This window comes from Lelliottia jeotgali (genome assembly GCF_016771845.1).
Taxonomy (GTDB): domain Bacteria; phylum Pseudomonadota; class Gammaproteobacteria; order Enterobacterales; family Enterobacteriaceae; genus Enterobacter; species Enterobacter jeotgali.
Genome location: NZ_JAENMQ010000016.1, coordinates 1 through 24400 on the forward strand (window position 1 = coordinate 1; position 24400 = coordinate 24400).

Here is a 24400-nt window from a genome sequence, read left to right on the forward strand (position 1 = left end):
AATTGTTAAAGAGCAGTGCAACGCGGCTTTCGCTCACCGTTGCGAGGTCCCGTATAATACGTTTTCCTCATTCAGAGTCAAGCGTTTAATTTCGCTTTTCTCTGTCGGCGTTCATCGCTGAACCCCTGCTGCTACGGCGGCTTGCGTGCCGTTGTTCCGTGTCAGTGGAGGCGCATTATAGGGAGTTCTCAGACGTTGACAACCCCTCTTTTAAAAAAAACTTTCAACCGCCTTTTTTTTGCTCAAAATCGTGCTACAGCGCTAGTTTTTCGAGCGTTTCAAAGCCATACCGACGTAAAACGGGCAAAAGTTGCACAGTCTCAGGCGTGAGCGCCATGCAAAAAGCAATATTCTCATCGCTGGATTTGGCATCCGGCGCTTCGTGCTCAAGTAACCAGGCTGTACGTCGGGCAATCGCGGCGCCAGAATCGACCAGACGTGTCCCCTCCGGTAATACCTCAAGCAGCTCTTCCTGTAATAGAGGGAAATGCGTGCAACCCAGTACAACCGTATCCGGCGGTTCAGCCATTCGCAGCCACGGTCGCAAAATACGACGCAGCTCTTCCAGCGACACCGGCTTACCGTGCAGCTTCGCTTCCGCCATTTGCACCAGTTCAGCAGAGCCGAGCATGGCTATCTGGCATTCATTGGCGAAACGGTCGATTAGCTCACGCGTATAAGGACGCTTTACCGTTCCGCGCGTGGCCAACAAGCCGACAACGCCATTGGCCGTCAGACGGGCCGCTGGTTTAATCGCAGGAACGACGCCTACAACCGGGAACGGGAATTTTTCGCGTAATGCAGGAAGGGAAACGGTGCTTGCGGTATTACAAGCAATCACGGCCAGCGCTAAAGGGTAACGCTGTTGTACGGCGGTGACGATTTCCACGACGCGCTCAACGATAAAGTCTTCGCTCTTTTCCCCATAAGGAAAAGCCACATTATCGAAGGCATAGATGTAATGAAGATCCGGCAGAAGATGCCGAATCTCATCATAGACCGAAAGCCCACCGACGCCGGAGTCAAACACCAGCACGGTGGGACGTGGATCAGAAGGTGTAGCTGCCAGACAAGGTGTATTCCCGTCCTGCAGTTTGGTAGCCATAAACTGTCTCGTAATCTTTATCGAACAGGTTGGCTATTTTACCACGAACTGTCAGGTGTGAGGTGACAGGATATGAAACTGCGACATCCCACAAACTTACACCGCCCATTTTCACTTCACGAGACGGGAAAGAGCTGAAGTCATCATCGTAACGCGTCCCCAGATAACGATAGGCAAGATTCCAGTCGAAATCCCACACCTGCGTATCCAGCTGGTATTTCACCTGCTGTTTGGAGCGGCGCTTCAGCACTTCGTTGGTTTTCGCGTTGCGCGGATCAACATAATCGTATGAGATTTGATGGCCGACAGGACCAGTATCAAACTGCGCCGTCGCTTCAATACCCTCAATTCGGGCCTTGTTGACGTTATAAGGGCGGTTGTTTGGATCGTAGCCCACCAGATTGTCGACATCGTTGCGATACGCACTCACACGCCAGCTCACTGGCCCCGTCAGACCTTCAAAGCCGCCTTCCCATTGCTTGCTCTCTTCAGGCTTCAAATCTGGGTTGCCATACTTCTCACTATGGATCTGGCTCATGGTTGGTGCTTTATACGCAGTGCCGTAAGATCCGATAATGCGATAGCCTTCGACAAATTCCCACGCGGCGCTGGTTTGCCAGGTGCTGTGATTGCCAAAGTTAGAGTTATCGTCGTTACGCGCAGCCGCTTCAAGCGTGACGCTATCAAATTGCTGCATCGCGGAGAGGAACACGCCGGTGTTGCGCTGTTCAAAGCCATTTTTCAGGCTAGCCGTCCCCGCTTCGGTTTTCTGTTTCTGCCAGTCCAGACCTGCACCGATATTGCCGTGGCCAACGGTGAAGGTATTCATCCACTGCGTGGTGTACTGTTTCACATCATCCATGCTGGAGGATGCCGCATAGCGCCCTTTGCTCGGATCGTAGTTCAGATCTTTGCTGCGACCATAACCCGCCACCAGCTGAGACTGATAAATGCCCTGGTTATAGCGCAGCCCGGTGTCCCAGTTCTGGCTATACAGCTGACGGGTGTCCGGCGTACCGGTCATGTTGAAGTTATCGTCATAGCTATCATAGCCGTCATAGGCGGTACGGTTGTCATAGCCAAAGCCACGGAAGAAACCGCTCACGCTGTCAGTGATCTGCTGCTCCACGGAGCCGTACAGAGACTTACTCATAAAACCATCGCGATCCGGCTGACGCGGTGCGTCTTGCGCATCGATATCAAAACCACGGGTATAGGTATAGTTACCCGCCAGAGTGACTTTGGTTTTATCGAATACCTGCTGGAATGAACCGTCGTAGGACTGGTAGCCCTTCGACCCTACGCCCGCAGTGATCTCACCGCCAGGCTGATCTCGCCCGGTAATAATGTTGATCACGCCGCCAATTGCATCGGAACCATACAGCGCCGAACGAGGGCCACGAATGTATTCAATACGCTGGATGAGAGAGGTCGGGATTTGGCTGAGATCGGCAACGTTACTGATCCCGGCGTTGTTCAGCGGGATACCGTCAATCAGCACCAGAACGTGGCGTGATTCCGTTCCGCGTATAAAAGTAGAAGCGTTAGCCCCCATGCCACCGCTCTGGGCGATATCTACACCCGGTAAACGCTGCATAACTTCAACGACGCTCTTTGCCTGCCAGCGCTCGATATCTTCACGCGTTACAACAGACGTTGGCGCCAGAACGGTATTTGCCGGTTGCTCAAAACGGTTTGCTGTCACCACCAACGAGTCAGCGCTTTCCTGCGCCCAGCCCGAAAATGCCGTGACGGAAAGCGCCGTCATCAGCGATACTTTTTTAATCATTGTTAAAGCATCCACAATATAAGAAGGATGCCGCAGGCGTCATCTATAGCACGCGATGATGAAACCAAATGCGACGTAATACCGGCAGGTCTTCGGGCTTGGTGGCGTGTGCGGATGAAGACTTCCCACTCGAAAGCAGTGTCTACAACATTCATCCCGCCAGTCTTTACCGCTGCGCGTCAGCTCCAGATTTACACTGGATTCCCTTTTCACTTAAAGGAGACCGGAAACAGAATGCTACAATTAGAAACGTATGGATGTCCAGACAGCTATGCATGATTAAATCTGGACATCCCCTGTACAGTGCTTACAATCCCCGCGAAATTGTTTACCACTCAGGATGCATCATGACCCCAGAACACCTCCCGACAGAACAGTACGACGCGCAGCTGGCAGAGAAAGTGGTCCGCCTGCAAAGTATGATGACGCCTTTCGCGGCGCCCGTTCCCGAGGTGTTCCGCTCGCCGGTCAGTCACTATCGCATGCGTGCCGAATTCCGCATCTGGCACGATGGCGACGACCTGTACCACATCATTTTCGATCAGCAGACCAAGTCGCGCATCCGCGTAAACAGTTTCCCGGCGGCGAGTGAATTAATTAACCAATTGATGACGCTGATGATCGACGGTGTGCGTGAAAACCCGATTTTGCGCCACAAACTGTTCCAGATTGATTACCTGACAACGCAAAGCAACCAGGCGATCGTCTCCCTGCTGTATCACAAAACCCTGAACGACGAATGGCGCCAGGAAGCGGAAGCACTACGCGACGCGCTGCGGGCGCAGAACATTAATGTGCATCTGATTGGCCGGGCGACCAAAACCAAAATCATGCTCGATCAGGACTATGTTGATGAACGTCTGCCGGTGGCCGGTAAAGAGATGATTTATCGCCAGGTCGAGAACAGCTTCACCCAGCCGAACGCGGCGATGAACGTGCAGATGCTGGAGTGGGCGCTGAGCGCCACCGAAGGTTCAACGGGAGATTTGCTCGAACTGTACTGCGGAAACGGTAACTTCTCGCTGGCTCTGGCGCGCAACTTTGAGCGCGTTCTGGCCACCGAAATCGCGAAACCGTCCGTGGCTGCCGCGCAATACAACATTGCAGCAAACCACATCGATAACGTGCAGATTATCCGTATGGCGGCAGAAGAGTTTACTCAGGCGATGAACGGCGTGCGTGAATTCAACCGGTTGCAGGGAATCGATCTGAAGAGCTATCAGTGTGAGACGATTTTCGTCGATCCGCCGCGCAGCGGGCTGGACAGCGAAACCGAGAAGATGGTGCAGGCGTATCCGCGGATTCTGTACATCTCCTGCAATCCGGAAACCTTGTGCAAGAATCTGGAAACATTAAGCCAGACACACAACGTTGAACGTCTGGCTCTGTTCGATCAGTTCCCGTACACGCACCACATGGAGTGCGGCGTGCTGTTAACGGCGAAGTAAAAGGTTTTCGTAGGGCAGGTAAGCGAAGCGCCATCCGGCATTTTTTGGCAGGTGGCGCTACGCTTACCAGCCCTACAAAAACCAAAAAACCACAAAACCCGTTATTCCTGGATCTGATGCTTACGGTTACGCATCTTGATGCCAATCCAAAACACCAGCGCTACTGACAGCACCGCCGGCAGGAAGTTAGAGCCGATATCCGGATATTCCGCACGCACCACAGTGCTATACAGCAGAACACCCAGAATAAAGAACGCGGCAGCCAGGCCCGGTAAACCGACCGGCATGGTGCGATTCTGATAGCGCTGATGCAGACAGTAAACCGTCAGCACCAGCGCAATAATCGGAAAGATTGAAAACGGCACAATCGAGCTAAACACCGCTGCAAACGTTCCGTTGATAGACAAGCCAGCGATCAATGCCAGCAACAACGTACCCTTATCCTGCCCTGACTGTTTCATGACTCACTCACCTTCGTCGATGTGATGCGCCGACTTTTCTTGTTCCCGGCGATACCAGTAATACGCCCCTTTGGAAATCATCCGCAGCTGCAATACCAGTCGCTCTTCGAGTTGTTTGCGTTGCTCAACGCCTACATCCAGTGCTTCGGCACCCGCACTGAAAACAATGGTCACCATCGCCTCGGCCTGCGCTTCCGTGAAGGCTCGCGGCATATGGTTTTCGATTTCGAGATAGTCGGCAAGTTCCGCAATAAAATGCTGAATTTCGCGCGCCACGGCGGCACGAAACGCGGCCGATGTCCCCGACCGTTCGCGCAGTAACAGGCGAAAGGCGTTAGGGTTGTTGCCGATAAATTCCATAAAAGTCGATACGGACGTGCGGATCACGCTACCGCCTTTAGCGATACGCTGACGCGCCTGGCGCATGAGCTGGCGCAGCATCAGGCCGCTCTCATCCACCATGGTCAGACCCAGTTCATCCACATCACGAAAATGACGATAGAAGGACGTTGGCGCAATCCCGGCCTCTCGCGCAACTTCGCGCAGGCTCAAACTGGCAAAACTTCGCTCAGCACTCAGTTGACTGAATGCCGCTTCCACCAGCGAACGCCGGGTTTTCTCTTTTTGTTGTGCTCTTACGCCCATCACAATAGTTGAATCCTTCCAAAGGCCTTCAGGCACTATACCAGAGAATAAAATTAATCTGTTTGCATCGCTTTGTGAATGATTGTTTACGCGAGGTTTGTGCTCCAAAGCCCGAAAAGAGCACAACGATAATTGGGTTATCCCGCTAATGATGTTACTATTCTGTTGCTTTTATGTATAAGAACAGGTAAGCCTTGCCATGTCACACACCTACGATTACGACGCAATAGTTATTGGTTCCGGCCCCGGCGGCGAAGGCGCTGCTATGGGGCTGGTGAAACAGGGAGCCAGAGTAGCGGTCATTGAGCGCTACCATAATGTTGGCGGCGGTTGCACCCACTGGGGTACCATCCCGTCCAAAGCCCTCCGCCACGCCGTTAGCCGCATTATTGAATTTAACCAGAACCCTCTTTACAGCGACCATTCCCGACTTCTTCGTTCTTCCTTTGCCGACATCCTCAACCATGCTGACAACGTGATTAATCAGCAAACGCGGATGCGCCAGGGGTTCTACGAACGCAACCACTGCGAAATATTGCAAGGTGACGCGCACTTTGTTGACGAACATACGCTGGCACTTAAATGCCAGGACGGTTCCGTCGAAACGATCACCGCTGAGAAATTTGTCATCGCCTGCGGCTCACGTCCGTACCATCCGACCGATGTCGATTTTTCCCATCCGCGCGTGTACGACAGCGACTCGATCCTGAGCCTGCACCACGAACCGCGCCACGTGCTGATCTACGGCGCAGGGGTGATTGGCTGCGAATATGCGTCCATCTTCCGTGGAATGGACGTGAAAGTGGATCTGATCAACACCCGCGACCGGCTGCTGGCGTTTCTCGATCAAGAGATGTCTGACTCGCTCTCCTACCACTTCTGGAACAGCGGCGTGGTCATTCGCCACAACGAAGAGTACGAGAAAATCGAAGGCTGCGATGACGGCGTGATCATGCACCTGAAATCCGGCAAAAAACTCAAAGCCGACTGCCTGCTGTATGCCAATGGCCGTACGGGTAACACCGATTCGCTGGCGCTGGAAAATATCGGTCTGGCGACCGACAGCCGTGGTCAGTTGAAGGTCAACAGCATGTACCAGACCGCCCTGCCGCATATCTATGCTGTGGGTGACGTGATTGGTTATCCGAGCCTGGCATCTGCCGCTTACGATCAGGGCCGCATTGCCGCTCAGGCACTGGTCAAAGGCGAAGCCACCGCCCATCTGATCGAAGATATTCCTACCGGGATTTACACCATTCCGGAGATCAGCTCGGTAGGCAAAACCGAACAGCAGTTGACGTCAATGAAGGTGCCTTACGAGGTGGGTCGTGCGCAGTTTAAGCATCTGGCGCGGGCGCAAATCGTGGGAATGAGCGTGGGAACGCTGAAGATTTTGTTCCATCGCGAGACCAAAGAGATCCTCGGTATTCACTGTTTCGGTGAACGCGCGGCGGAAATCATTCATATCGGTCAGGCAATCATGGAGCAAAAAGGTGGCGGTAACACGATCGAGTACTTCGTTAACACCACCTTCAACTACCCGACGATGGCTGAAGCCTATCGGGTAGCGGCGCTGAACGGCTTAAACCGCTTGTTTTAACGCACCATCAAAGTGGCCATCCATCGAACTACGGATGGCCTCTGCCAGCTGCTCATAGCGGCTGCGCAGCGGTGATCCTGGACGATAAACCAGACCTATGGTACGACGCGGTTCAGGTTTGATGCACGGCAGATAGACCACACCATCACGTTTACGCTCGCGCGGTACGGCCAGTGCAGGCAGCAGCGTAATACCACTTCCCGCCGCGACCATATTGCGCAGCGTTTCCAGGCTGGTTGCGCGGAAATGGGTATCTTCATCCGCACCCGCTTCAAAGCAGAAGCCCATCGCCTGATCGCGCAGGCAGTGACCGTCTTCCAGCATCAGCAGCTTTTCACCGGCCAGATCGGACATCGGCACACGATCGCGATTCGCCCACGGGTGATCCTCATAGATCGCCAGCATCATCGGCTCATCAAACAGCGGCACTTCGATAAAGGCTTCGCTTTCTTTGACCAGCGCCAGAATGGCACAGTCGAGCTTACCGCTATCCAGCTGCGCCAGCAGTTGATGGGTCTGGGCTTCGTGCAGATACATTTCGAGTTTCGGGAAGGTCTGGTGCAACATCGGAATAATTTGCGGCAGCAGGTACGGGCCAACGGTTGGGATCAGGCCAATATGCAGCGGGCCGGACATGGCTTCCCCCTGCTGGCTTGCCATTTCCTTGAGCACTTTGACCTCGCGCAGCACGGTGCGCGCCTGATCCACCAGCAGCAAACCAGCCTGGGTGAACAGCACTTTACGACTGGTGCGCTCCAACAGCATCACGCCCAGCTCATCCTCAAGCTTGCGGATTTGACCGCTCAGCGTGGGCTGGCTGACGTGGCAGGAATCTGCCGCGCGGCGAAAATGACGATGCTCAGCTAACGCTACCAGGTATTCAAGATCACGAATATTCATTATTCATCCTCCGTCGCCACGATAGTTCATGGCGATAGATAGCATAGCAACGAACGATTATCCCTATCAAGCATTCTGTTGAATAATACACCACATAGACGAGGCGGTGACTGTTTGACCCTTGAAGCGCTGCAGCGTCATACGAGTTTCTCTCAAAACTCGAACAACTAAAGCCAACGTGAACTTTTGCGGACCCCGTGTCCGCATTTTTTTTGCGTAAAAAAAGCCCGGCAAAAGCCGAGCCTGGTTTTTCTCCCTCTCCGGTGGGAGAGGGTCGGGGTGAGGGCATCAGCCCGCACGTCATTAAATCAACCGATCTTTCGCATCCGCAATCGCCTGCGCTACCTGCTTAGGCGACACGCCACCTTTCGCCGCACGCTTATCCAGACAAGATTGCAGCGACAAAATCGGATACACATCGTCGCCAATCACCGCGCTGAATTTCTGCAAGTCAGCCAGCGTAAGGTCTTCCAGCGGTTTGCCCTGACGAATCGCCTCCACCACCGCTTCGCCCACGATATGGTGCGCTTCACGGAACGGCACACCTTTGGCAACCAGATAATCCGCTAACTCGGTGGAGTTGGCATATCCCTGCTGCGCCGCTTCCTGGCAGCGAGGACGTTTTACCTGAATGCCGTCCAGCACCAGCGCGCCCATGTGCAGGCAGTCAAGCCAGGTATCGAGGGCGTCGAACAGCCCTTCTTTATCTTCCTGCATGTCTTTGTTGTAAGCCAAAGGCAGGCCTTTCAGAGTCATCATCATGCCGGTCAGCGCGCCCTGCACGCGGCCACATTTACCGCGAATCAGCTCCAGCGCATCCGGGTTTTTCTTCTGTGGCATCAGGGAAGAACCGGAGGTCACACGGTCTGACAGCTCAACAAATCCAGCTTCGCCAGAATTGAAGAAAATCAGATCTTCAGCAAAGCGCGACAGATGCACCATGCCAATAGAAGCGTTCGACAGCAGCTCTAGCACGTGGTCGCGATCGGACACGCTGTCCAGACTATTACGGGTGGCAGAAGCAAAGCCCAGCCAGCCGGCCAACTGCTCACGATCGATTTCATACGCGGTTCCTGCCAACGCACCGCTGCCCAGCGGACTCACGTCCAGACGCTTCAGGGTATCCTGCAAACGGCTTTCATCACGCGCCAGCATCTCAACATACGCCAGACACCAGTGCGCAAAAGTTACCGGTTGCGCGCGCTGCAGGTGGGTGTAACCCGGCATCACGGCGTCCTGATTACTGTGCGCGGTTTCCACCAGCGCACTCTGCAACTGGCGATTGGCCGACAGCAATTCAACGACGGTGTCTTTACACCACAGTTTCAGATCCGTTGCGACCTGGTCATTACGGCTACGCCCGGTATGCAGCTTTTTGCCCAACTGGCCGACTTTGTCGATCAGTTTGCCTTCCACCCAGCTGTGAATATCTTCGGCATCGCTTTCGAGGATCTGCTGCGGGTTCAGACGAACCTCTTCCAGCAGATTATTCAGCGCCTCTTCAAGCTGCAATTGTTCGTCCGCCGTAAGTACGCCAACGGTGACCAGCGCTTTAGACCAGGCCACAGAGCCGACGATATCCTGTTCGGCCAGGCGGTAGTCGAAGCGCAAAGAGTCGTTGAACTGTTTGAACCGCTGATCCGCTGCCTGTGTAAAACGCCCACCCCAAAGTGCCATAACAATTTTCCTTGATAATGTAATTTTTGCCCGGTGGCGCTTCGCTTACCGGGCCTACAAACTCAGGTAGCCCGGATAAGCGAAACGCCATCCGGCACTGAATATTAAGCCAGAATACGCGTGCCAATCGGCGTGCCGTTAAACAGCGCCGGGAGTTGCTCTGCGTGACGCCACGAGGCGATATCCACCGGACGGCCCAGCGTGCGCGCGGCATCCAGCGCAGCGTTCACTTTCACAATCATGCCGTCGGTAATAATGCCCTGATCGATCAGCTGCTCGGCTTTCGCCGCCGTCATCTCGGCAATGCGCTGGCCTTTTCCGTCCAGAATCCCACTCACATCAGAGAGCAGAATCAGATCCGCGCCCAGCGTCGCCGCCAGTGCCGTGGCCGCCTGGTCAGCGTTCACGTTCATCAGTTGTCCCTCTTCGGTCACCCCGATAGAGCTGACAACCGGCAGGAAACCACCTTCCAGCAGGGTGTTAATCAGCTTAGGTGAACCCGGCTGCGCCAGTCCAACGTGGCCCAGTTCTTCGTCGAGCTGAGTCACATTTACGCTGTCACCGTCACCCAGATACAACCCCACGGAGGCGATGTGATGCTTCTTCGCCCACGCCAGCAGCGTTTTGTTCGCCGTTCCCGCCAGCGCACCGGTAATGATGTCAATCTGATCGGCAGGCGTCACACGCAGGCCATTTTTCTTCTTCACCGGCAGATTCAGCCCTTTCATCAGCTCATCCACCACGCAGCCGCCGCCATGCACAATCACCAGCGGACGTTGGTGTGATTCACGATAGTTCACCAGGGCAGTAAACAGACGCTCCAGCGCTTCTTCGCTGTCCAGCAGAACACCACCGAGTTTGATAATTAATGGATTCATCATCACACCTTAAATAAGAGACTGCGTTTCAGCGAAGCCAAAACGAATATTGGCGCACTGCACCGCCTGAGCGGCTGCACCTTTAAGAAGATTATCTTCCGCAGCAACCACGATCAGGTGCTCGCCCTGAACGGCAAAGCCGATATCGCAGAACGGCAGACCGACGACGTTTTTCAACGCCGGAACGCCTTTTTCATAAAGACGCACCAGCGGTTTGTCGGCGTACGCCTGAGTAAAGACGGCATGCACCTGTTCTTTGCTCACACCCGGTTTCAGGCGGCAGGTAATAGTTTCCAGAATCCCGCGTGGGAAGTTGCCCAGATGCGGGGTGAAAATCACCTCCGCGCCCAGATGGGTGGTGATTTCTGGGTGATGACGGTGGTTGAACACGCCATACGGCTGCAAGCTCACTTCGCAGAAACTATTGGAAATCGCCGCTTTACGTCCGGCACCGCTGACGCCACTGGTGGCGTTGATCACCGGCCACTGATTGAGATCCAGCAGGCCCGCGTCGATCAGCGGCTTAAGAGAAAGCTGCGCCGCCGTCGGGTAGCACCCTGGCACGGCAATCAAATTCACTTCTTTCAGCTTATCCACACTCCACTCCGCCAGGCCATAAACCGCTTTTTTAAGCAGATCCGGGTGCTGGTGAGTGAAGCCGTAATATTTTTCATAAAAAGCACTGTCGTTGACGCGGAACGCGCCAGAGAGGTCAAATACCACGCAACCGGCTGCAAGGAACTGCGGCGCGAGGTCATGACTGACTTCGTGTGCCGTGGCCAAAAACACCACGTCCACGCCTTCAGTAAACTCGCTGATATCGGACATCGGCTGCAACGGGAGATCGACGATTCCCTTAAGCTGCGGATGCAAATCGGAAATTAATTTTCCCGCATCATTGCTTTGCGCTGATACGGTCAAAGCGGTTATGGTCATATGAGGATGGCGATTCACGTAGCTTACAAGCTCTGCGCCCGCATAACCGCTAGCGCCCACAATCAGCGTATTCAACATCGGGTTCCTTTACGATCAACGTTAGTGTATTTTTATTCACATTTAGTGCATGAATATTGATACTATCACGACCTAAGGTATGTCAACAATGAAAATGAATTTACCACCCTTTATCGAGATTTACCGCGCCCTGATTGCCACGCCATCCATCAGTGCGACCGAAGAATCGCTCGACCAGAGCAATGAGTCTTTAATCAATTTACTGGCTGGCTGGTTTAGTGAACTCGGGTTTAAGGTGGAAGTTCAACCCGTTCCAGGCACTCGCAATAAATACAACCTGCTGGCCAGTACCGGAGAAGGTGCAGGCGGCCTGCTGCTTGCCGGGCACACGGATACCGTTCCCTTTGATGATGGCCGTTGGACGCGCGATCCTTTCACCCTGACCGAGCACGACAACAAGCTCTACGGTCTGGGCACGGCGGACATGAAAGGCTTCTTCGCCTTTATTCTGGATGCGCTACGTGACGTGGACGTGAAAACCCTGAAAAAGCCGCTCTATATTCTGGCGACCGCCGATGAAGAGACCAGCATGGCGGGGGCGCGCTATTTTTCTGAAAACACCGCCCTGCGCCCGGATTGCGCCATTATCGGTGAGCCAACGTCTCTGCAACCGATTCGCGCGCATAAAGGTCACATCTCAACGGCGGTGCGCGTGATGGGTCAGTCCGGTCACTCCAGCGATCCGGCCCGTGGCGTGAACGCCATCGAACTGATGCACGATGCGATTGGCCGCATCATGCAGTTGCGCGATTCGCTGAAAGAGCGTTATCACCACGATTCGTTTACCGTGCCTTATCCGACGCTGAACCTCGGCAGCCTGCACGGCGGTGATGCCTCCAACCGCATCTGTGCCTGCTGCGAACTGCATATGGATATCCGCCCCCTGCCGGGAATGACCCTGAGCGATCTGGACGGTCTGCTGACAGAAGCGTTGGCCCCCGTCAGCGAGCGCTGGCCTGGCCGTTTGACCGTGTCCGAACTGCATCCACCGATTCCAGGCTACGAATGCCCGCCGGATCACCAGCTGGTGCAGGTGGTGGAAAAACTGCTCGGTGCGCAAACCGACGTAGTGAACTACTGCACCGAAGCACCGTTTATTCAGACCCTGTGTCCAACGCTGGTACTCGGCCCTGGCTCGATCAATCAGGCGCACCAGCCGGATGAATATCTGGAAACCCGCTTTATTAAGCCGACGCGCGAGTTAATTACCCAGGTTGTGCACCATTTCTGCTGGCATTAACTCCCCCCGCTTTTATTCCCTCTCCCCGTGGGAGAGGGTTAGCGTGAGGGCACCAAAACGCATGATCCCCATCACATTCTCATAAGCATCGCTTATCTGACGCGAAGCGAATTAAATTTCGTAAATTACCCACATTTATTCGTTTGCTGAACCGTTTTCGCAGCAATTGACGACAGGGGTTTTACGTGGCTTTATAAAGGGAGATGACAAATAAATGTCCAAAAGATTTCTGAATGGGCATAAACGAAAATGATGGGGTGTCTGGGTTTATATGAACGAACAATATTCCGCGTTGCGTAGTAATGTCAGTATGCTCGGCAAAGTGCTGGGAGATACCATCAAGGACGCGCTGGGAGAGAACATCCTCGACCGCGTTGAAACTATCCGTAAGCTGTCCAAATCCTCCCGTGCAGGAAATGAAGCGAACCGCCAGGAGCTGCTCACCACTTTGCAGAACCTGTCCAACGACGAGCTGCTGCCCGTCGCACGCGCGTTTAGCCAGTTCCTGAACCTGGCTAACACCGCTGAGCAATATCACAGCATTTCGCCAAACGGCGAAGCTGCCAGCAACCCGGAAGTGATTGCCCGCACGCTCAGAAAACTCAAAGACCAGCCCGATCTCAATGAAGACACCATCAAAAAAGCGGTGGAATCCCTCTCGCTGGAACTGGTGCTGACTGCGCACCCGACCGAGATCACCCGCCGCACGTTGATCCACAAAATGGTGGAAGTGAACAACTGCCTGAAACAACTGGACAACAAAGACATCGCGGATTACGAGCGTAATCAACTGATGCGTCGTCTCCGCCAGTTGATTGCCCAGTCCTGGCACACGGATGAAATCCGTAAATATCGCCCAAGCCCGGTTGATGAAGCCAAATGGGGCTTTGCAGTCGTGGAAAACAGCCTGTGGGAAGGCGTACCGAACTACCTGCGCGAGCTAAATGAACAGCTCGAAGAGAACCTGGGTTATCGCCTGCCAGTAGATTTTGTCCCGGTCCGTTTCACCTCCTGGATGGGCGGCGACCGCGACGGTAACCCGAACGTCACCGCTGAAATCACCCGCCACGTCCTGCTCCTGAGCCGCTGGAAAGCCACCGACCTGTTCCTGAAAGATATTCAGATCCTGATTTCTGAACTGTCGATGGTCGATGCTACGCCAGAACTGCTGGAACTGGTCGGCGAAGAGGGTGCCAGCGAGCCGTACCGCTATCTGATGAAAAATCTGCGCAGTCAGCTGCTGGCGACACAAGCCTGGCTGGAAGCGCGCCTGAAAGGCCAGCGCCTGCCAAAACCGGCGGGGCTGTTGAGCCAGAACGAACAGCTGTGGGACCCGCTCTACGCTTGCTATAAGTCATTGCAGGCCTGTGGCATGGGCATCATCGCCAACGGCGAACTGCTCGACACTCTGCGTCGCGTGAAGTGTTTCGGCGTGCCGCTGGTGCGTATCGATGTGCGCCAGGAAAGTACCCGTCACACCGAAGCGCTGGGTGAATTGACCCGCTACCTCGGCATCGGCGACTATGAAAGCTGGTCAGAAGCCGACAAACAGGCCTTCCTGATCCGCGAGCTGAACTCCAAGCGCCCGCTCCTGCCACGCAGCTGGGAGCCGAGCGAAGAGACCAGCGAAGTGCTCAACACCTGCAAAGCGATCGTTGATGCGCCGAAAGGATCGGTGGCCGCCTATGTGATCTCAATGGCCAAAACCCCATCCGACGTGCTGGCCGTACATCTGTTACTGAAAGAAGCGGGTATCAGCTTTGCGCTGCCGGTTGCCCCGCTGTTTGAAACCCTCGACGACCTGAATAACGCTAACGACGTGATGACCCAGCTGCTGAATATCGACTGGTATCGCGGCTTTATTCAGGGCAAACAGATGGTGATGATTGGCTATTCCGATTCCGCAAAAGACGCGGGCGTGATGGCGGCCTCCTGGGCGCAATATCAGGCGCAGGACGCATTGATCAAAACCTGCGAAAAAGCGGGTATCGAACTGACCCTGTTCCACGGTCGCGGCGGTTCTATCGGTCGCGGCGGTGCACCGGCTCATGCGGCACTGCTCTCCCAACCGCCGGGCAGCCTGAAAGGCGGCCTGCGCGTGACCGAGCAGGGCGAAATGATTCGCTTTAAATACGGTCTGCCGGAAGTGACAATCAGCAGTCTGTCGCTCTATACCAGCGCGATTCTGGAAGCTAACTTACTGCCGCCACCGGAGCCGAAAGACGCGTGGCGTCATATCATGGACGAGCTGTCAGACATCTCTTGTGACCTGTACCGTGGCTACGTGCGTGAAAATAAAGACTTCGTGCCGTACTTCCGCTCGGCAACGCCTGAGCAGGAGCTGGGCAAACTGCCGCTCGGTTCACGTCCGGCGAAACGTCGTCCTACCGGCGGTGTCGAGTCCCTGCGCGCCATTCCGTGGATCTTCGCCTGGACGCAAAACCGCCTGATGCTGCCCGCCTGGCTGGGTGCCGGTGCCGCGCTGCAAAAAGTGGTCGAAGACGGTAAGCAAAGCGAGCTGGAAACCATGTGCCGCGACTGGCCGTTCTTCTCTACCCGTCTGGGAATGCTGGAGATGGTGTTCTCGAAAGCCGACCTGTGGCTGGCGGAATACTACGACCAGCGCCTGGTTAAACAGGAACTCTGGGGTCTGGGCAAAGAGTTGCGCGAGCTGCTGGAAGGCGACATCAAAGTCGTACTGGCCATCGCTAACGATTCACATCTGATGGAAGATTTGCCGTGGATTGCCGAGTCCATTCAGCTGCGTAATATCTACACCGACCCGCTGAACGTACTGCAGGCAGAGCTTTTACACCGCTCCCGTCAGGCGGAAGAGGCAGGTAAAGAGCCGGACCCACGCGTGGAACAAGCGCTGATGGTCACCATCGCTGGCGTCGCCGCTGGGATGCGTAATACGGGCTAATATCTGTTTTATACCCATCAGGCCACACCCTTTGTGGCCTTTTTTTATGCCTGCAGGTAAGGTTTTCTCTTTGGTCAACGTGGAAGGAAACACCATGCAGCAAGATATCAGTCAGATCCTGGCCGGATTGATAAATGCTCCGACATCACTGCGGCAGGTGCATTTCGCTAACCCCACCTCTCTCGCACCCGAGCTGGCACTGCAGGTCGATTTTCCGCGTCTGGAGATCGTGCTGGAAGGCTCAGTGCAGGATACATCAACGGGAGTTTTGCACCCGAATGATGTTCTGTACGTCCCGGCGGGTGGCTGGAACTTTCCACAATGGCAGCAGCCTGCAACCGCCCTGAGTATTCTGTTCGGCAAGCAGCAGCTTGGATTTAGCCTGGTGCAATGGGACGGCGTCGTCCTTCGCAATCTGGCCAAGCAGCACGTTGCACGCCGTGGCCCGCGTATTGGCTCTTTCCTGTTACAAACGCTGCATGAAATGCAGATGCAACCGCAGGAACAACACACCGCGCGCCTGATAACGTTAAGCCTGCTCAGCCATTGTACCGACCTGCTCGGCAGCCAGATCCAGACCGCCTCTCGCAGCGAAGCCTTATTCGGCGCCGTGCGCGACTATATTGACGAGCACTACGCCTCACCGCTCACGCGTGAATCCGTCGCCAAAGCGTTCTATATCTCGCCCAACTATCTGTCGCATCTTTTCCAGAAGACCGGTGCGGTAGGGTTTAACGAATATCTGACACATACCCGGCTGGAGCACGCGCGTCAGTTACTGAAAGGCTATGATCTGAAGGTCAAAGAGATCGCGCACAGCTGCGGGTTTGTAGACAGTAACTATTTTTGCCGACTGTTTCGCAAGAATACAGAGCGTTCGCCGTCGGAGTATCGCCGCCAGTACCACAGCCAGCTTACCGGCAAGACGGCTAATCCAGAATAAGCTGGGTGTGCTGCGGGGCCGATAGCATCTTACGCGCTGCGCTCATCACTTTTTGCGGATCGCGCAGGAACGCGTTGATACCGCACTTCACATAGCGACACTGTTCGAAGCGTTCCATTCCAGACAGCTCTATATCGGTAATCAGCAGAACGACCTCCGCTTGACGAATGTCTTCGTCAGTCAGTTCACACTCAATGCCCAGAGCGCCCTGAGTTTCAATCCGAACGTTCCATTTTTCCTGTGAACAGAGTTTTTCCAGCCGTTCGGCAGCCATGTAGGTATGAGCGACACCACTGACGCAGGCGGTGACGGCGGCGATACGGTGCCCTGCGTTCGCTGTCATGTTAACCTCCAAGGGTAACCAAAAATCCTGCCCGTTCGGCCATCTGTTGCATTGTGACGATCTCCTCTTCCGTGGGTACAGCCACCTGACTCATCGTCCATTCGTGTCCGAGCAGCCGATATTTCGGTTCCCCGTACTGATGAAAGGGCAGCAAATGCAACTGCCGTATTCCTGAGGGTATCAGAAATGCCAGCACGCGATTCATATTCGCTTCGCTCAGCGTAAAACCGGGGATGAGCGGCACGCGTGGGATCACGCTGATACCCTCTTCCGCCAGACGCAGCAGGTTATCCAGCGCCCGTGGTAAATTCATCTTCACCACCGTTTTCGCCTGGTCTGCATCCATGATTTTTAGATCGAACAGCACTTCATCGCACTGCTTTGCGAGGGGTAACAGGCGGGAAATCGGCGCATCGCCTGCAGTTTCAATGGCGGTGTGAATCCCCCATCGACGCAGTCGCTGCAAAAGCGCAGTGGCAAACGGGGCCTGCATCAGGACTTCACCACCGGAGAGCGTCACCCCCCCGCCGGATGAGCGAAAGAAGACCTCGTCTTTCATCACCTCGCGTTCGAGTTCATCCAACGTCACATCACGCCCAATGTGCTCAAACGCACCGGAAGGACACTCCTCGACATCCCGCAGACAGGGCGCACAGTGCAGGCATTTACTCTCTCTGCGCACGGTTTCAATCTTTGGCGAGATGGATTCCGGGTTCGCACACCACGGGCAGGAGTGGGGGCAGCCTTTGAAAAACACGACAGTACGTATGCCCTGCCCATCGTTCAGGGAGTAACGCTGGATGTTGAAAATCCGCGCCACATCGGCGCGAGTTTCGATCACTTCACAGCTGATGCGCGGTGCGGCGGATAATGTCATCTTGAATCTCCTTCGACAGCTCGACAAAGAAGGCGCTGTACCCGGCGACGCGGACCACCAGCCCGGCGAAATCTTGCGGGCGCTGCTGCGCTTCGCGAAGCGTATCCGCATTCACCACGTTGAACTGCACATGCTGGAGCTTGAGCTGAGTAAAAGCGCGCAGGAAATCAGCCAGTTTTTGTAATCCTGCATCCCCTTCTAGCGTCGCCGGTGTGAATTTCACGTTCAGCAAGGTGCCATTCGAGAGCAGATAGTTATCCAGCTTACTCACAGATTTCAGCACTGCCGTCGGGCCCTGCATGTCCTGACCGAGCATAGGCGATAGCCCACCGTCGGCCAGCTGTTCACCGGCAAAGCGTCCATCTGGCGTGGCTCCAACGACAGCGCCAAGCGGCACGTGCGCTGAGACGGTGTACGACCCCGGCGTGAATTGCCCTCCGCGTGGGTTTCGATATTTCTCGACCTCTTTGCAGTAATGACGCAGGAGTTCAGCGCTGATATTGTCGACTTCATCGATATCATTGCCATACTTTTCAAAGCGATTGATCATCCTTGCACGAATCTTTTCGCCCTCCGGCGTAGCGAAGTTTGCCTTTAGTACCGCCAGCAGTTCATCAAAACTTAAGCGCTGCTGTTCAAACACCAACCCTTTCAGCGCATGAAGTGAGTCACTCAGATTGGCGATACCAATGCCCTGAACGCCGGAGAAGTTATACCGTGCTCCGCCCTCCGTGATGTCTTTACCATTAACGAGACAATCGCTGATAAACGAAGAGAGCAGCGGAACCGGCGCCCAGTCGCGATGGCCGATGTCGCAGATATTGCTGCCCTCCACCATCAACGCAATGTAGTGGTTAATTTTATGGCGGATATGTTCGAGCAGCCCGTCATAACTGAGATCAGCATTGCCTTCGTTCTCCTGCATGGCGATTTCCATCACTTTCAGCAGGTTAAACATGGCGATATCGTGCAGTCCGTAGGTTTTGCCCGGAATGGAGAGTTCCACGCAGCCGACCACCGCGTAATCGCGCGCGTCTTCCAGCGACACGCCGCGGTTCAGGAACGCAGGCACCACCACTTCGTCATTGAAAATCTGCGGAATACCGGTGCCCAGACGGATGGTTTCTGCCGTCTTGAGCAGGAAGGGTCTGTCGATAAACTCATTCACCCGCACGCCGAGGTTCGGCTGGGGAAGCTGGATGCTCTGATACGCATCGAGACACAGAAATGAGAGCACGTTAACCGCGCTGCGACCATTCTCCGTCAGGCCACCTAACAGCGCGGTGTAACCGGTCGGGAAACCAGCAAAATAGCGGGCGCTGCTGGTCGAGCGCAGCAGCACGATATCGTTGCATTTTACCCACAGGGATTCTAATAGTTCTTTGAGGAACGCAGGGTCTTCGCCCTGAGTCAGAGAGGCCTGATAAAACGGCAGCATATACTGGTCAAAGCGCCCGATAGAGAGCGAGCTGGCGTTGGATTCATACTGCAAAATGACGTTCATGTACCAGAACAGCTGACAGGCCTGCCAGAAAGTTTGCGGCTTATACCGCGCGTTGTGGCGCGAATTTGCGGCGATGGTCAGCAATTCCTGGCGACGCGGTTCGTCACTGCGTTCCGCTATCGCCTCCGCCAGCGCTGCGTAGCGCAGAATATGGCGCTGAGAGGCTTCAAGCAGGAGCAGCGCGGCCTGATAGAAATGATTCTGCGGCTCGCGCTGACAGTGTTCGTCCATTTCTGCCACCAGCGCCCCCAGCCCGTTATTGAGCAGGCGCGGGTAATCAATGATGATGTGTCCCTGGCCTTTGTCCGTCTGGTTAACGCTGAAAATCTGCGTGCTCACCGCCGCTTTCACTTCATCCGTCATCTGGCTGTTGATGAAGTCCTTCATCGACCGTTTTTCCCAGTACGGATAAAGCACATCGCGGTAGAGGCGTTTGTCCTCTTCGCTGATGGTAAAGCGATCCTGCGGTCGGGTGGCGAATTGCTCCAGCTCTTTCAGTAGCCAGTATGGGTCCATTTCGGGCGACATAATCCCGGCGCGCGGTTTGACCGTGCGATTACCGGCAATCAGTTCGTCATCACGAATCGCGATCTCAACCTTGTCGAGAATATACGCTGTCGCTTTCGCCCGACGCAGAATGACCGGTTCGCCTTCCGTCTGCTGATGGCTTTCGGTATAGAGCAGCGCGCGTTCAAGAGATATTTCACGTGGGCTGGCGAACAAGGCGTCTTTCAGGCGCTGAATACGATTCGTCATGAGGGAACTCCTGTAGCTGAAAACAAGCCCACCCCGAAGGGTGGGAGGATGTCAGGCGGTTTGCGCCAGGTGGGCATCAATTTTGTTCATGATGGCGTCTGCGCGTTTTACCGCATCGCTGATGTTGACGCGTACGATGGTTTTCCCGGCGAAGCGCTCTTCAAACTTAATGCCGATATCTTTGGTCAGGATGACCATATCCGCCGCCGCAACGTCTTCGGCGGTCAGTTCGTTTTCCAGGCCGATAGAGCCCTGAGTTTCGACTTTGACTTCCCAGCCTTTGGCTTTGGCGGCACTTTCCAGCGCTTCGGCGGCCATGTAGGTGTGGGCAACACCAGACGGACAGGCGGTGACAGCAATAATTCGGGCCATGTTTTCTTCCTCACTCAGTTAATTTCAAAATCCAGATCCAGGTCGTCTTCTTTTTCCTCGACCTGTTTCGTGTTCTTTCGCGCCATACTTTTGAGCACGTTGACGCTGACCGCAGTGACTACCGCACCCACGGCGACGGCGGCGATATACCCGAGTTTGCCTTCCACTACCGGCAGAACAATCAGGCCGCCCCATCCGGCATAGCACTGCGCACCAAACACGGCGGCGGTGACTGCGCCACAGGCGGAGCCAAGCATGATGGAGGGAATCACGCGCAGCGGATCGGCGGCGGCAAAGGGAATCGCCCCTTCCGTCACGCCAACGCAGCCCATAACCAGCGCCGCTTTACCCGCTTCACGCTCTTCTGCATTGAAATTCTTGCGGTTTATCAGCGTCGCCAGCCCGAGACCTAACGGTGGAACACAGATTCCGACCGCCGCGATGGCGACCACCGTATAAACCCCCTGCGCCACGCAAATCAGCATGAAGGCGTAGGCCACTTTGTTGATAGGGCCGCCCATGTCGAAGGCCAGCATCAGCCCCATGATGACGGCGAGGACCACGATGCTTCCCTGCTGCATGCCCTGCAGCCAGTGTGTTAAACCGCTGGTGAGCGCGCCGACCGGTTCGCCTAGTCCCCACATCATGATGCCTGCAGTGATGAAGGTGCCGATGATAGGAATAATGAAAATTGGCATCACCGAGCGCAGCACTTTCGGCACCGGCAGTTTTTTCAGATAGAAGACAACAATACCGCCGAGTATCCCGGCGATGATCGCGCCGAAGAAGCCTGCGCCGAAGCTGTTACCAACCCATGCCGCGATAGCGCAGGGCGCTAGCGCCGCACGTTCAGCAATGGAGTAACCGATATAGGCCGCCAGAAAAGGCACCATCAGCGTTAAACCTGCCACGCCGAGATCGAACAATTTTTTCAGATTAGGATCGGTGGCAGCGTCCGGGACAGCCCCTTTGCCGTAGAGCATGACCGAAATAGCCAGCAAAATACCGCCTGCGACGACGAAGGGGATCATGTGCGACACCCCCGTCATCAGATGCTGCCGCGTGTTCTTGAGAATATGCACCAACTCTTTCATGTGTCGCTCCTGAGCTTATGCTCGCCCTTATCCATAGAGATGTTGTGGCAAACAATAGGCAATCGGGAAGCGGCCTGACAGTGGACAAAAAGGCCATTTGCTGGATTTTTGTAATGTAGAAAGAAAAATGCGATCCGCCTCGAAATTTACGCCCCGCGTAGCAATGAGCAAAAACAGCCAACCTGTGAGTTAAATCTCACTTTTCACCAGACATTACATTTGTCCAGCTTTTGGCAGTTTTGTCACATGGCGCGCTTCACCGTCACGCTCGTATGCTTTCCACTAATGATGGTTTTGGATTTCAGGAGTGAGCGTATGTCTCTGGTAGTGGAATTTATCTGTGAGTTACCTAATGGCGTACATGCCCGCCCGGCAAGTTGCGTTGAAACGCTGTGCAATACATTTTCATCGAAAATTGAGTGGCATAACCTGCGCACTGACCGCACAGGTGATGCTAAAAGTGCGCTGGCCCTGATTGGTACCGATACGCTAACAGGTGACTCCTGCCGGTTGATTATCACGGGCGAAGATGAGCAAAGCGCCTTTGAACGTCTGGCACAGTGGCTAAAAGTGGAATTCCCCCACTGTGATGCGCCGCTGGCCGCTGCCATCAGCACCGATCTCAACCCACTGCCGGAATCCCTGACTCGCCTGAATCCAACGCTGTTTCGCGCTTTGCCCGTGTGCAGCGGGAGCGATCGCGGCGTACTGACGTTACTCACTTCACTCGATCTCAACGCGCTCACCTCTCTTCCTGATGTCCGGTGCAGAGAAGAGGAACAGTCTGCGCTGGATCAGGGCCTGACGCTGCTGGTAAAAAACATTGGGCTGCGCGCGCTGGATAGCGACAGCACCGCGAATGCGATTCTGGATGCCCACCGCTCGCTGGCGACAGACACCTCTCTGCGCCAACATCTGCTGGCGGGCGTCAACCAGGGATTGAGTTGCGCGCAAGCGGTCATCGCCACGGCAAATCATTTCTGCGCCGAGTTTTCGCGCTCCAGCAGCAGCTATTTACAGGAGCGTGTGCTCGACGTGCGCGATGTCTGCTATCAGCTGTTACAGCAAATCTACAGCGAGGAGCGCTTTCCGGCTCCGGGCCAACTCACGCAGCCGTCCGTTTGTCTTGCCGACGACCTCACGCCAGGCCAGTTCCTCGAACTGGATAAAACGCTGTTGAAAGGTCTGCTGTTGAAAAGCGGCGGAACCACTTCACACACTGTGATTCTGGCGCGTTCCTTTAACATCCCAACGCTGGTCGGCGTCGACAGCGACAGCCTGCTTTCGTGGCGCGACCAGCCGGTATTTATAGACGGGAACGCCGGTGTGGTGGTGGTGAATGCCAGCATCGCCGTTGAGCGTTATTACCAGCAGGAACGCGACGTACAGCAGATGCTGCGCGAACAGCAGAGCGTCTGGCTCAATCGCGAAGCGAGAACCGCAGACGGTCTACGCATTGAAATTGCAGCCAACATTGCCCATTCAGCTGAAGCGCAGGCCGCATTTGGCAACGGGGCCGAGGGCGTTGGCCTGTTCCGCACCGAAATGCTGTACATGGACCGCGCCAGCGCCCCCTGTGAAAACGAACTGTACAACATTTTTTGTCAGGCCCTGGAGAATGCGAACGGGCGCAGCATCATCGTGCGCACTATGGATATTGGCGGTGACAAACCTGTTGAATACCTCAACATTCCGGCAGAGAACAACCCGTTCCTCGGCTATCGCGCGGTACGTATTTACGAAGAGTACGCCGCGCTGTTCACCACTCAGCTCAGGGCGATCCTCCGCGCCTCTGCCCACGGCAGTCTCAAGATCATGATCCCGATGATCTCCTCGATGGAAGAGATCCTATGGGTGAAAGAAAAACTCGCCGAAGCCAAACAACAACTGCGTGCCGAGCATATTCCGTTCGAAGAGAAGATCCCGCTCGGCATCATGCTCGAAGTGCCGTCGGTGATGTTCATCATCGACCAGTGTTGTGAAGAGATTGATTTCTTTAGCATCGGCAGTAATGACCTGACGCAATATCTGCTGGCGGTCGACCGGGATAACGCCAAAGTGACGCGTCATTACAACAGCCTGAATCCGGCGTTCCTGCGGGCGCTCGATTTCGCCGTGCAGGCCGTGCATCGCGAGGGAAAATGGATTGGTCTTTGCGGTGAGCTGGGGGCAAAAGGGTCGGTGCTGCCGCTGCTGGTCGGGCTGGGGCTGGATGAACTCAGCATGGGATCACCGTCGATTCCCGCGACCAAAGCGCGCCTGGCACAGCTGGACAGCCGCGCGTGCCGCCAGTTGCTCAATCAGGCAATGGCGTGTCGCACCTCGCTGGAAGTGGAGCATCTGCTCGCCCAGTTCCGCATGAATCATCAGGATACGCCGCTGGTGACGCCGCACTGCATTTCTCTGGATAACGACTGGGCCAGCAAGGAAGAGGTCATGAAAGGCATGACCGATAAGCTGCTGCTCGCCGGACGCTGCCGTTATCCACGCAAACTGGAAGCCGATTTGTGGGCGCGTGAAGCCGTGTTCTCGACCGGTCTGGGTTTCAGTTTTGCCATTCCACACAGCAAATCCGAACACATTGAACAATCCACCATCAGCGTCGCGCGCCTTAAAGCCCCCGTGCAGTGGGGCGATGAAGAGGCACAATTCATCATCATGCTGACCCTCAATAAGCACGCGGCGGGCGATCAGCACATGCGTATTTTCTCGCGTCTGGCGCGGCGCATCATGCACGCAGATTTCCGCAACGCGCTGGTGAACGCCAGCTCCGAAGAGGCCATCGCGGCCCTGCTGCAACGTGAATTAGAACTGTAAACAGAGGAAGAGTC

19 protein-coding genes and 1 riboswitch are annotated in these 24400 nt (G+C 55.1%); of the genes, 6 read left to right on the forward strand and 13 right to left on the reverse strand.

The genetic code is table 11. The annotated features are described in order from the left end of the window. Positions 1–253: 253 nt before the first annotated feature. Both murI and btuB read right to left on the reverse strand, forming a co-directional pair. On the reverse strand, positions 254–1105 hold the full coding sequence (gene murI, locus JBO43_RS20950; RefSeq protein ID WP_095283921.1) for a glutamate racemase: 852 nt from the start codon (positions 1103–1105) through the stop codon (positions 254–256). Next, positions 1050–2894 carry a TonB-dependent vitamin B12 receptor BtuB gene (gene btuB, locus JBO43_RS20955; protein WP_095283922.1) on the reverse strand — a complete coding sequence of 615 codons (1845 nt, stop codon included), beginning with the start codon at positions 2892–2894 and terminating at the stop codon, positions 1050–1052. Before btuB ends, murI begins: the two co-directional genes overlap by 56 nt. Positions 2895–2960: 66 nt before the next feature. Beyond that, positions 2961–3137, reverse strand: a riboswitch (cobalamin riboswitch). A gap of 104 nt (positions 3138–3241) precedes the next feature. On the opposite strand from btuB, the gene trmA reads away from it, so the two are divergent. Then, the gene (gene trmA, locus JBO43_RS20960; protein ID WP_095283923.1) at positions 3242–4342 is read left to right on the forward strand and encodes a tRNA (uridine(54)-C5)-methyltransferase TrmA; all 1101 of its coding nucleotides are present in this window, start codon (positions 3242–3244) and stop codon (positions 4340–4342) included. A gap of 101 nt (positions 4343–4443) precedes the next feature. Here trmA and JBO43_RS20965 read toward each other — a convergent pair whose 3' ends face one another. Both JBO43_RS20965 and fabR read right to left on the reverse strand, forming a co-directional pair. Next, positions 4444–4803 carry a YijD family membrane protein gene (locus JBO43_RS20965; RefSeq protein WP_095283924.1) on the reverse strand — a complete coding sequence of 120 codons (360 nt, stop codon included), beginning with the start codon at positions 4801–4803 and terminating at the stop codon, positions 4444–4446. Between the two features lie 3 nt (positions 4804–4806). Next, on the reverse strand, positions 4807–5451 hold the full coding sequence (gene fabR / locus JBO43_RS20970) for an HTH-type transcriptional repressor FabR (protein WP_123429959.1): 645 nt from the start codon (positions 5449–5451) through the stop codon (positions 4807–4809). A gap of 196 nt (positions 5452–5647) precedes the next feature. Between fabR and sthA the strand changes: the two genes are divergently transcribed. Next, on the forward strand, positions 5648–7048 hold the full coding sequence (gene sthA / locus JBO43_RS20975) for a Si-specific NAD(P)(+) transhydrogenase (protein ID WP_095283926.1): 1401 nt from the start codon (positions 5648–5650) through the stop codon (positions 7046–7048). On the opposite strand, the gene oxyR is transcribed toward sthA, so the two are convergent. The 4 genes from oxyR to argC form a co-directional block, all read right to left on the reverse strand. Beyond that, entirely contained in the window at positions 7031–7948 is a 918-nt protein-coding gene (gene oxyR, locus JBO43_RS20980) for a DNA-binding transcriptional regulator OxyR (protein ID WP_095283927.1), read from the reverse strand. The two genes, sthA and oxyR, sit on opposite strands and share 18 nt — an antisense overlap. Positions 7949–8251: 303 nt before the next feature. Continuing rightward, on the reverse strand, positions 8252–9625 hold the full coding sequence (argH, locus tag JBO43_RS20985; protein WP_095283928.1) for an argininosuccinate lyase: 1374 nt from the start codon (positions 9623–9625) through the stop codon (positions 8252–8254). A 104-nt stretch (positions 9626–9729) separates the two neighbouring features. Then, a complete protein-coding gene (argB, locus tag JBO43_RS20990) occupies positions 9730–10506 on the reverse strand; it encodes an acetylglutamate kinase (RefSeq protein ID WP_095283929.1) in 777 nt (258 codons plus the stop codon). Positions 10507–10512: 6 nt separating this feature from the next. Beyond that, positions 10513–11517, reverse strand: coding sequence for an N-acetyl-gamma-glutamyl-phosphate reductase (gene argC, locus JBO43_RS20995; RefSeq protein WP_202674968.1), 1005 nt, complete (start codon positions 11515–11517; stop codon positions 10513–10515). A gap of 88 nt (positions 11518–11605) precedes the next feature. Between argC and argE the strand changes: the two genes are divergently transcribed. The 3 genes from argE to JBO43_RS21010 all read left to right on the forward strand — a co-directional run bounded on the left by argE (position 11606) and on the right by JBO43_RS21010 (position 16623). Then, positions 11606–12757, forward strand: coding sequence for an acetylornithine deacetylase (argE, locus tag JBO43_RS21000; protein ID WP_103947764.1), 1152 nt, complete (start codon positions 11606–11608; stop codon positions 12755–12757). A gap of 271 nt (positions 12758–13028) precedes the next feature. Next, on the forward strand, positions 13029–15680 hold the full coding sequence (gene ppc, locus JBO43_RS21005) for a phosphoenolpyruvate carboxylase (RefSeq protein WP_095283932.1): 2652 nt from the start codon (positions 13029–13031) through the stop codon (positions 15678–15680). A 94-nt stretch (positions 15681–15774) separates the two neighbouring features. Then, positions 15775–16623: a helix-turn-helix transcriptional regulator gene (locus JBO43_RS21010; protein ID WP_202674969.1), complete on the forward strand. Its 849-nt coding sequence runs from the start codon at positions 15775–15777 to the stop codon at positions 16621–16623. Here the strand turns inward: JBO43_RS21010 and JBO43_RS21015 are convergent. From JBO43_RS21015 to JBO43_RS21035, 5 genes are read right to left on the reverse strand one after another with little or no spacing between them, the layout of a single operon-like run. Next, positions 16610–16966, reverse strand: coding sequence for a PTS fructose-like transporter subunit IIB (locus tag JBO43_RS21015; protein WP_202674970.1), 357 nt, complete (start codon positions 16964–16966; stop codon positions 16610–16612). The two genes, JBO43_RS21010 and JBO43_RS21015, sit on opposite strands and share 14 nt — an antisense overlap. A 1-nt stretch (position 16967) precedes the next feature. Beyond that, positions 16968–17843: a [formate-C-acetyltransferase]-activating enzyme gene (locus tag JBO43_RS21020; protein ID WP_202674971.1), complete on the reverse strand. Its 876-nt coding sequence runs from the start codon at positions 17841–17843 to the stop codon at positions 16968–16970. Next, entirely contained in the window at positions 17809–20103 is a 2295-nt protein-coding gene (locus JBO43_RS21025) for a formate C-acetyltransferase (RefSeq protein WP_202674972.1), read from the reverse strand. Before JBO43_RS21025 ends, JBO43_RS21020 begins: the two co-directional genes overlap by 35 nt. Before the next feature lie 51 nt (positions 20104–20154). Then, positions 20155–20475, reverse strand: a complete 321-nt coding sequence (locus JBO43_RS21030; protein ID WP_023326311.1) for a PTS fructose-like transporter subunit IIB — start codon at positions 20473–20475, stop codon at positions 20155–20157. Positions 20476–20489: 14 nt separating this feature from the next. Further along, positions 20490–21569, reverse strand: coding sequence for a PTS fructose transporter subunit EIIC (locus tag JBO43_RS21035; protein ID WP_095283936.1), 1080 nt, complete (start codon positions 21567–21569; stop codon positions 20490–20492). A gap of 315 nt (positions 21570–21884) precedes the next feature. On the opposite strand from JBO43_RS21035, the gene ptsP reads away from it, so the two are divergent. Further along, on the forward strand, positions 21885–24386 hold the full coding sequence (ptsP, locus tag JBO43_RS21040; RefSeq protein WP_202674973.1) for a phosphoenolpyruvate--protein phosphotransferase: 2502 nt from the start codon (positions 21885–21887) through the stop codon (positions 24384–24386). Positions 24387–24400: the final 14 nt, after the last annotated feature.

What these genes read in the sequence shown, in the direction of transcription:
- JBO43_RS21020 (WP_202674971.1), bottom strand. Translation starts at nt 17,843, where the DNA reads ATGACATTATCCGCCGCACCGCGCATCAGCTGTGAAGTGATCGAAACT.
- btuB (WP_095283922.1), bottom strand. Translation starts at nt 2,894, where the DNA reads ATGATTAAAAAAGTATCGCTGATGACGGCGCTTTCCGTCACGGCATTT.
- murI (WP_095283921.1), bottom strand. Translation starts at nt 1,105, where the DNA reads ATGGCTACCAAACTGCAGGACGGGAATACACCTTGTCTGGCAGCTACA.
- ppc (WP_095283932.1), top strand. Translation starts at nt 13,029, where the DNA reads ATGAACGAACAATATTCCGCGTTGCGTAGTAATGTCAGTATGCTCGGC.
- sthA (WP_095283926.1), top strand. Translation starts at nt 5,648, where the DNA reads ATGTCACACACCTACGATTACGACGCAATAGTTATTGGTTCCGGCCCC.
- JBO43_RS21030 (WP_023326311.1), bottom strand. Translation starts at nt 20,475, where the DNA reads ATGGCCCGAATTATTGCTGTCACCGCCTGTCCGTCTGGTGTTGCCCAC.
- JBO43_RS21035 (WP_095283936.1), bottom strand. Translation starts at nt 21,569, where the DNA reads ATGAAAGAGTTGGTGCATATTCTCAAGAACACGCGGCAGCATCTGATG.
- argC (WP_202674968.1), bottom strand. Translation starts at nt 11,517, where the DNA reads ATGTTGAATACGCTGATTGTGGGCGCTAGCGGTTATGCGGGCGCAGAG.
- JBO43_RS21025 (WP_202674972.1), bottom strand. Translation starts at nt 20,103, where the DNA reads ATGACGAATCGTATTCAGCGCCTGAAAGACGCCTTGTTCGCCAGCCCA.
- JBO43_RS20965 (WP_095283924.1), bottom strand. Translation starts at nt 4,803, where the DNA reads ATGAAACAGTCAGGGCAGGATAAGGGTACGTTGTTGCTGGCATTGATC.
- argB (WP_095283929.1), bottom strand. Translation starts at nt 10,506, where the DNA reads ATGATGAATCCATTAATTATCAAACTCGGTGGTGTTCTGCTGGACAGC.
- JBO43_RS21015 (WP_202674970.1), bottom strand. Translation starts at nt 16,966, where the DNA reads ATGACAGCGAACGCAGGGCACCGTATCGCCGCCGTCACCGCCTGCGTC.
- oxyR (WP_095283927.1), bottom strand. Translation starts at nt 7,948, where the DNA reads ATGAATATTCGTGATCTTGAATACCTGGTAGCGTTAGCTGAGCATCGT.
- JBO43_RS21010 (WP_202674969.1), top strand. Translation starts at nt 15,775, where the DNA reads ATGCAGCAAGATATCAGTCAGATCCTGGCCGGATTGATAAATGCTCCG.
- argH (WP_095283928.1), bottom strand. Translation starts at nt 9,625, where the DNA reads ATGGCACTTTGGGGTGGGCGTTTTACACAGGCAGCGGATCAGCGGTTC.
- trmA (WP_095283923.1), top strand. Translation starts at nt 3,242, where the DNA reads ATGACCCCAGAACACCTCCCGACAGAACAGTACGACGCGCAGCTGGCA.
- argE (WP_103947764.1), top strand. Translation starts at nt 11,606, where the DNA reads ATGAAAATGAATTTACCACCCTTTATCGAGATTTACCGCGCCCTGATT.
- ptsP (WP_202674973.1), top strand. Translation starts at nt 21,885, where the DNA reads ATGTCTCTGGTAGTGGAATTTATCTGTGAGTTACCTAATGGCGTACAT.